7 protein-coding genes and 2 tRNA genes are annotated in these 6,588 nt (G+C 64.3%); 3 read left to right on the top strand and 6 right to left on the bottom strand.

Annotated features, from left to right (window positions below):
- The 4 genes from DI606_RS19045 to aroA form a co-directional block, all read right to left on the bottom strand.
- A partial coding sequence (locus DI606_RS19045; protein WP_293985478.1) for a 30S ribosomal protein S1 occupies window positions 1-1,429 on the bottom strand: 1,429 nt, incomplete at its 3' end.
- Between the two features lie 163 nt (window positions 1,430-1,592).
- A complete protein-coding gene (cmk, locus tag DI606_RS19040) occupies window positions 1,593-2,237 on the bottom strand; it encodes a (d)CMP kinase (protein WP_293985476.1) in 645 nt (214 codons plus the stop codon).
- Window positions 2,234-2,482, bottom strand: a complete 249-nt coding sequence (locus DI606_RS19035; protein ID WP_293985474.1) for a hypothetical protein — start codon at window positions 2,480-2,482, stop codon at window positions 2,234-2,236. Before DI606_RS19035 ends, cmk begins: the two co-directional genes overlap by 4 nt.
- Window positions 2,479-3,819 (bottom strand): 3-phosphoshikimate 1-carboxyvinyltransferase, encoded by a 1,341-nt coding sequence (gene aroA / locus DI606_RS19030; protein ID WP_293985472.1) that lies wholly within the window; start codon window positions 3,817-3,819, stop codon window positions 2,479-2,481. The genes DI606_RS19035 and aroA overlap by 4 nt, the downstream gene beginning before the upstream one ends.
- A gap of 149 nt (window positions 3,820-3,968) precedes the next feature.
- On the opposite strand from aroA, the gene DI606_RS19025 reads away from it, so the two are divergent.
- The 3 genes from DI606_RS19025 to DI606_RS19015 all read left to right on the top strand — a co-directional run bounded on the left by DI606_RS19025 (window position 3,969) and on the right by DI606_RS19015 (window position 4,669).
- Window positions 3,969-4,307 (top strand): TIGR02300 family protein, encoded by a 339-nt coding sequence (locus DI606_RS19025; protein ID WP_293985470.1) that lies wholly within the window; start codon window positions 3,969-3,971, stop codon window positions 4,305-4,307.
- Between the two features lie 91 nt (window positions 4,308-4,398).
- Window positions 4,399-4,474: transfer RNA gene (locus DI606_RS19020), tRNA-Ala, on the top strand.
- A 119-nt stretch (window positions 4,475-4,593) separates the two neighbouring features.
- Window positions 4,594-4,669, top strand: a tRNA-Ala gene (locus DI606_RS19015).
- An 11-nt stretch (window positions 4,670-4,680) separates the two neighbouring features.
- Here the strand turns inward: DI606_RS19015 and DI606_RS19010 are convergent.
- The gene (locus DI606_RS19010; RefSeq protein WP_293985468.1) at window positions 4,681-5,367 is read right to left on the bottom strand and encodes an HPP family protein; all 687 of its coding nucleotides are present in this window, start codon (window positions 5,365-5,367) and stop codon (window positions 4,681-4,683) included.
- A 25-nt stretch (window positions 5,368-5,392) separates the two neighbouring features.
- Window positions 5,393-6,588: 3'-5' exonuclease (locus DI606_RS19005; RefSeq protein WP_293985466.1), on the bottom strand; the 1,196-nt coding region annotated here is incomplete at its 5' end.

Below are 6,588 nucleotides of genomic sequence, written 5' to 3'. Positions count from 1 at the left end.
CGTCGCGGACTTCCAGAACGGTCACGGTGACGATCGCGTTCTTGTTGAGACCCGCAGCCGCAGCAGCCGTGCCGCCGGCAGCCGGTCCGCCACGCTCAAGCTGCTTCATGCCGAGGCTGATGCGCTCCTTCTCGACGTCGATGTCCAGAACCACGGCCTGAACGCTCTCGCCCTTGCGGTGCAGCGCCAGCGCGTCCTCGCCCGAAATGCCCCATGCGATGTCCGACATGTGAACCATGCCGTCCACGTCGCCGTCGAGCCCGATGAACAGGCCGAATTCGGTCGCATTCTTGACTTCGCCCTCGACGACCGAGCCGACCGGGTGACGTTCGGCGAAGCTGTCCCAGGGGTTCGACTGGGCCTGCTTGAGGCCAAGCGAGATGCGGCGCTTTTCGGGATCGACTTCCAGAACCAGGACTTCGACTTCCTGGCTGGTCGAAACGATCTTGCCGGGGTGGACGTTCTTCTTGGTCCAGGACATTTCGCTGACGTGGACCAGGCCTTCGATACCCGGCTCCAGTTCGACGAACGCACCATATTCGGTGATGTTCGTGACGCGGCCCGACAGCTTCGCGCCGACGGGATACTTGGCGCTGGCGCCTTCCCACGGATCGCTTTCCAGCTGCTTCATGCCGAGGCTGATGCGCTGGGTGTCGCGGTTGATGCGGATGATCTGGACACGGACGGTGTCGCCGATGTTGATCATCTCGTTGGGGTGGTTGATCCGCTTGTACGACAGGTCGGTGACGTGCAGCAGACCGTCGATGCCGCCCAGATCGACGAACGCACCGTAATCGGTGATGTTCTTGACGACGCCTTCGATGATCTGACCCTCGGCCAGCGTCTGGATGAGGCCGCTGCGCTGTTCGGCGCGGGTTTCTTCCAGAATGGCGCGGCGCGACACGACGATGTTGCCGCGGCGGCGATCCATCTTGAGGATCTGGAAAGGCTGCGGAATGTCCATCAGCGGAGTGACGTCGCGCACGGGGCGGATGTCGACCTGGCTGCCGGGGAGGAACGCAACAGCGCCGTCGAGGTCGACGGTGAAGCCGCCCTTGACGCGACCGAAGATCACGCCTTCGACGCGAGCGCTTTCGGTGAATTCGCTTTCCAGCTTGTCCCACGCGGCTTCGCGGCGGGCGCGGTCGCGCGACAGCATGGCTTCGCCATGGGCGTTTTCGACGCGATCGACATAGACTTCGACTTCGTCGCCGACCTTCAGATCGGCCTTCTGGCCCGGCGCTGCGAATTCGCGCAGCGGCACGCGGCCTTCCGACTTCAGGCCGACGTCGATGACGGCAAGGTCGTTTTCGATGGCGGTAACGGTGCCCTTGACGACGCGGCCTTCGAAGCCGCCGTCCTCGCCACCGAGGGAATCATTAAGAAGCGCGGCGAAATCGTCGCGCGAGGGGAATGCCACAGAGGCCATTAAGTTATTCCTTCACTCGTCATTGCTGGCCTACCGGTTGTCTCCGGTGGTCTTTAGGCCAAACTACGTTCGCGACCGAATATCGCCAACGTATCCAAAGGGTTGAGCGAAGGAACGCGCAGGCTGTGATAAGCGAAAAGGGCGCCCGGAAACTCCGCGCGCCTTATCGGATCGGGCCAGAGGCGCGACCTTCAAGCTGAGCGTCCACAAGCGCGATCGCCCGCTGGACGGCAGCGTCTATAGTCAAATCGCTGGTATCTAGCAAGTCCGCGCCGTCCGCCTGCTTCAACGGAGCGTGGTCGCGGCTCATGTCGCGGGTGTCGCGCGCCTGGATGTCGGCGATCAGGCTGTCCATGTCCGGATGCCCGCCGTGCGACAGAGCATCCTGAAAGCGCCGTTCCGCGCGCACATGGACGCTGGCCGTTACGAAGATCTTGGCGTCTGCATCCGGTGCGATCACGGTGCCGATATCCCGTCCGTCCAGGATCGCACCGCCCGGCTGAGTTGCAAAATCGCGCTGCCGCTGGACCAGCGCGTCGCGCACGCTCTGGTGCACCGAAACGCGCGAGGCGAGGCTGCCGACCGCTTCGGTACGCAACGCCGGGTCGGCAAGCGTCTCGTCGTCGAAGCCGCAGGCGGCCAGTGCGTCGGCTTCGATGTCGGGATCGTGCCCAGCCTTCAGCACAGCCAGCCCGACCGCGCGATAGAGCAGGCCCGTGTCCAGCACCGGCAACCCGTAATGGCGGCCCAGCGCCTTGGCGATGGTGCCCTTGCCCGATGCGGCGGGTCCGTCGACGGCGACGATCATGAGCGCTTTTTCCTCAGCGAATTGCCAAGGCCGAGTAGAGCGATGGCGGCCCAGACGATTTCCAGTGCCATCGACGCCAGGTTGAAATGGACGGTCAGCGACCAGATCAGCAACAACGATCCGACAAGGTTCAACAGGTTGAAGATCAGGAAGTTAAGCGTTTTCGCCATGTTGCTGTAAGCATAGGCGACGACCATGATCGCGCTGCCGAGCAACCCGATGACATTGGCAAGGTCGAATGTCATGCGAGGGCCCCCAGTTGCCGGAGCAGCGGGACGAAGGTGGGGAAGCTGGTCGCGACCGGGCGCATGTCGTCGACGATAACGCCGTCGCGCGACACCAGTCCCGCGACTGCAAAACTCATGGCGATGCGATGGTCCAGTTTCGTCGCAACCGGCCCGCCGCCGCGAAGCGGGGTGCCGCCGCTGCCTTCTATCATGATGCCGTCCTCCAGTTCCTCGACCTCAACGCCGATGGCGCGCAATCCTTCCGCCATGGCGGCGATCCGATCGGATTCCTTGACGCGCAGTTCCTCCAGTCCGCGAAAGACGCTGCGCCCCGCGGCAACGGCGGCGGCGATGAAAGCGATGGGATATTCGTCGATCATGCTGGGTGCGCGAGCCGGATCGGGCTCGACGCACCTCAGGGCGGATGCGGTGACGACAAGGTCGCCGACCGGCTCGCCGCCGACTTCGCGGGCATTCACGACCTCGATGGAGCCGCCCATCTCTCGCAGCAGGTCGATCAGGCCCGCGCGCGTCGCGTTGAGGCCCACATTGGCGATGGTCACTTGCGATCCAGGAACCAGCAACGCCGCGACCATGGGGAAAGCGGCGGAGGAGGGGTCGCCCGGAACGACGATATTCTGCGGGCGCAATTCCGCTTCGCCTACCAGTGTGATGACGCGCGAGCCGTCCACGTCGCTGTCTACCTTGATGTCCGCGCCAAAGCCCTTCAGCATCCGTTCGCTATGGTCGCGCGTCGGAACGGGCTCGACCACGCGGGTGATGCCCGGTGCGTTGAGCCCCGCCAGCAGGATCGCCGATTTAACCTGTGCCGAAGCGACCGGCAGGCGGTAATCCAGCGCGACGGCGGGGCAGGCTCCTTTCATCGTGAGCGGTAGCCGCTCGCCCGGACTGGTCGTGAAGGTGGCGCCCATCCGGCCGAGCGGTTCGGTGACGCGCGCCATGGGACGTTTGCTGAGAGACGCGTCACCCACGAACGTCGCGGTCAAGTCGTGACTGGCGAGCAGGCCCATCAGCAGGCGTGTCGACGTGCCGCTGTTGCCCATGTCGAGCGCGGTCTGCGGCTGGAGCAGGCCGCCCACGCCTACGCCGTGAATGTGCCACACGCCGTCCGCGTCGCGTTCGATCGCCGCGCCCATCGCCCGCATCGCGGCGGCGGTCGCCAGCACGTCCTCACCTTCCAGCAGCCCTTCGACACGGCTTTCCCCCACGGCAAGGGCCGAAAGCATCAGCGAGCGGTGGGATATGCTCTTATCCCCCGGCACGGTCACGCTGCCGTGCAGGGGCGGGGCGGCGGTGAAGCTGCGGGGCGTGGGCTGATCGACTTGTGATGTCACGGATTGTCCGATGCGCTGGAACCGAAAAAATGCGCCCGGCTTTTGACAGCGCGGTCCCGCTATGGCAAGGCGCGCGACGTTTCGTGGCCAACCCCGTGTTGGGCCGCGTGATTTGACGTTTTTGGTATCGGAAAAGGAACAGGCCGGACATGGTGAAGGCTGAATGGGGCACGAAGCGGACCTGCCCGAAATGCGCGACGCGCTTCTATGACCTTGGCAAGGATGATCCGGTAACCTGCATCAATTGCAACACCGCCTGGATGCCCGAGCCGGTGCTCAAGTCGAAGCAGCCGCTTCCGTATGAAGAGGCCGCGCCCAAGAAGGTCATCGAAACCGCCGATGGCGAGTTGGAGACGGCGGACGACGATCTGGATCTGGACATCGACGTCGATGACGACGGCGATTCCCCGGACAATGACGTCGATCTGGGCGGCGACGACGACCTGGGCGTCGAAGCGGGCACCGACGGTGACGACGACGATCATTGACGTAAAATTTCCGCTTGCCAACGGGATCGCGTGATCCTAGAGGCAGCGACCTCCGAAGCGCCGGACCCAAACGGCGCTTCGGTCTGGTGACGGGGCCTTAGCTCAGCTGGGAGAGCGCCTGCATGGCATGCAGGAGGTCAGCGGTTCGATCCCGCTAGGCTCCACCAGTTTTTCGGATCGGGAAATATTCTCCGCCGATACCTGTTGCGGCAGGACATGGACATCGGGCCGACGGCATATGCCGGACATGGCCTTGACCATATGGTTCGGCATGGCCGACCTTTATGGGGCCTTAGCTCAGCTGGGAGAGCGCCTGCATGGCATGCAGGAGGTCAGCGGTTCGATCCCGCTAGGCTCCACCATATCTCTTCAGCTATTCGCCCGACCGTCGCTTCGCATGCAGTTCCGCACGCGACAGAAGCATGTCCAGGTCTTCGCGCGCAATGTCGAAATCTGCGTGCATATCCTCCAGCGCACGATCGATATCCTCTGCGATAAAACCTGCCGCAGCCCGTTCGGCTTGAGCCGCTTGCACAGGCAAGGCCGGTTTGTGCGGGTAGCTGCGACCGCTTAGCCTATGGAACAACATCGCCAGCCCCACCAGCGCGATGGAGTTGATACCCACCGGCACCATGGCAAATCCGAATCCCGCGGCATGAATGCCCTGGCTGCCGATCACCGCCGTCAGCGCAGCGGCGCCGCCCGGCGGATGCAGGCAGCGCAGCAGGGACATGACGAGGATCGCGCCGCCCACTGCCAGCCCGCTCGCCAGCGCGAGATCAGGCACCAGGCGAAAGATGGCTACACCCACCAGCGTGGAGATGATGTTGCCCCCGATCACCGGCCAAGGCTGTGCGAGCGGACTGGCGGGTACGGCGAACACCAGCACTGCCGAAGCGCCGAGGGGCGCGACGATGACGGGCAGATCGCTGGGCAGAAGCGGCAATTGCGCGCAAAGCAGGACCGTCAGCGCAAGGCACAGCGCTGCCCCCAGGCACGCGACCGCACGCCCCGGCCAGTGCGCGCCCGCCATGATCGGCTCGAAAAAGGGAAGAGGCATTGCGGCTATCGAATGGCGGCGGGGCTCAGGCGACGCTCACGAAACTGTCCATCACCCGCTTGCGGCCCGCAGTTTCGAAATCGATCTCCAGCTTGTTGCCTTCGATTTCCGCAACGGTGCCATATCCGAATTTCTGGTGAAACACGCGAAGCCCCACGGTCATGTCGTCGCGCCCCTTGTTGCCGAGCGACACCGCCGATGCCCGCGCTTCGACGATCCGCACAGGCTCCCGGCTGAACTGCCCTGTCGATTGCGCTCTCTGCCAGCCCGGCCCGCGCCCGGTGCCGCGCGCTACGTCGGCAAAAGGGTCGTCGCGCTCCGACCAGTTGGCGCGCCAAAGGGACGCGCCGCCGGTCATGCTGCTTTCCTCCTCGACATGCTCGGGTGGCAGTTCGCCAACGAAACGGGAGGGGATGGAACTGGTCCATTGCCCGTAGATGCGCCGGTTGGCGGCATGGAGAATGGTGCAGCGTCGCCGCGCTCGCGTGATCGCCACATAAGCGAGCCGCCGTTCCTCCTCCAGGCTGTTCAGCCCGCCTTCGTCCAGCGCCCGTTGCGATGGAAACAGACCTTCTTCCCACCCGGCCAGGAACACATGGTCGAACTCCAGCCCTTTGGCGGCATGGATGGTCATGATCGTGATCTTGCGCTCGTCCGCCTGCGCCTCATTGTCCATGACGAGGCTGACATGCTCCAAAAACGCGCCCAGCGTCTCATACTCCTCCATGGCGCGGGTCAATTCGGTGAGGTTTTCCAGCCGCCCCGCGCTTTCGGTCGAGCGTTCCGCCTGCAGCATCGCGGTATAGCCGCTTTCGTCCAGTATCTGCCGCGCCAGCTCCGCATGGGGCAATTGCGCCGCCCGGTCGCGCCACCGTGCAAGGTCGCCGACGAAGGCACCGAGCGAGCGACGGGCCTGCGGCGTCAATTCGTCGGTGTCGAGTATGCGCGCGGCGGCCAGCGTCAGCGGAATGCCCTGCGCACGGGCAAGGCGATGCAGTTTCTCCACCGCCTTGTCGCCAAGCCCTCGCTTAGGCACATTGACGATGCGTTCGAAGGCCAGATCGTCGGCAGGCTGATTGACCAGCCGGAGATAAGCCAGCGCATCCCGGATTTCGGCTCGTTCGTAGAAACGAAATCCGCCGACGATGCGATAGGGCAGGCCGATCTGGATGAAGCGGTCCTCGAATTCGCGGGTCTGATGCTGCGCGCGGACGAGGATCG

The sequence above is a fragment of the Sphingobium sp. genome, from assembly GCF_003248505.1.
In the GTDB taxonomy this organism is placed as follows: Bacteria; Pseudomonadota; Alphaproteobacteria; order Sphingomonadales; family Sphingomonadaceae; genus Sphingobium.
This window is presented reverse-complemented; position numbering and strand designations above follow the sequence as displayed.